The sequence below is a fragment of the Thermococcus sp. M36 genome, from assembly GCF_012027355.1.
In the GTDB taxonomy this organism is placed as follows: Archaea; Methanobacteriota_B; Thermococci; order Thermococcales; family Thermococcaceae; genus Thermococcus.
In genome coordinates, this window is record NZ_SNUH01000049.1 from 1 (window position 1) to 594 (window position 594).

The 594-nt window shown below is 35.5% G+C and carries 1 protein-coding gene; it reads right to left on the bottom strand.

Annotated features, from left to right (window positions below):
* Positions 1-240: 240 nt before the first annotated feature.
* Positions 241-594, bottom strand: a 354-nt coding sequence (locus E3E36_RS11260; protein WP_167895514.1) for a tetratricopeptide repeat protein, incomplete at its 5' end; no start/stop codon positions are given.

Sequence of the window (594 nt, forward strand, 5' to 3'; positions counted from 1 at the left end):
TTTATCAATATGCAAAAAACTAAAAGTCAATATCAATATTCCAATAACAAGTCTTGAATAAATTAATATTTTAGGAAGGTGTCTCATAATGTTACGCACAACGTTCTCGCATTTAAGCAGAGGCGGAATTTGAAAATATGCTGTTGAAATTATTGAAAAAGTTGATTAGCGAAAAGTAGATGAGCATTCGCGTTGTCGTCCGCCGAATTTGCTCAAATGCTTTGTTACAAGCAGCCCTGTCTATTTTTTACCGCAATAAATAAATATCATCTCGTCAACTGTCTTATCACCAAGTTGTTTAGCTTTCTTAAAGTCTGCACAAGCATCACTCGTTTGTTCTTTTGTTGGCTGAATGTTTTCTTTTTTAGTCAGCATATTGATTTTAGCAACACCACGATTAGCGTATGCTTCCATATAGTTTGGATTTATTTCTATTGCCTTGTCATAATCCTTTATAGAACCAGCAACGTCCATGATCATCCCTTTTGCGGCGGCTCTATTAAAATACGCTTCGCTGTCTTTCGGAGCTAAAGCAAGCAGTTGGTCGTAATACTTTATTGATTGCTCAAATTGTCCTTCACTATAGGCAATTTT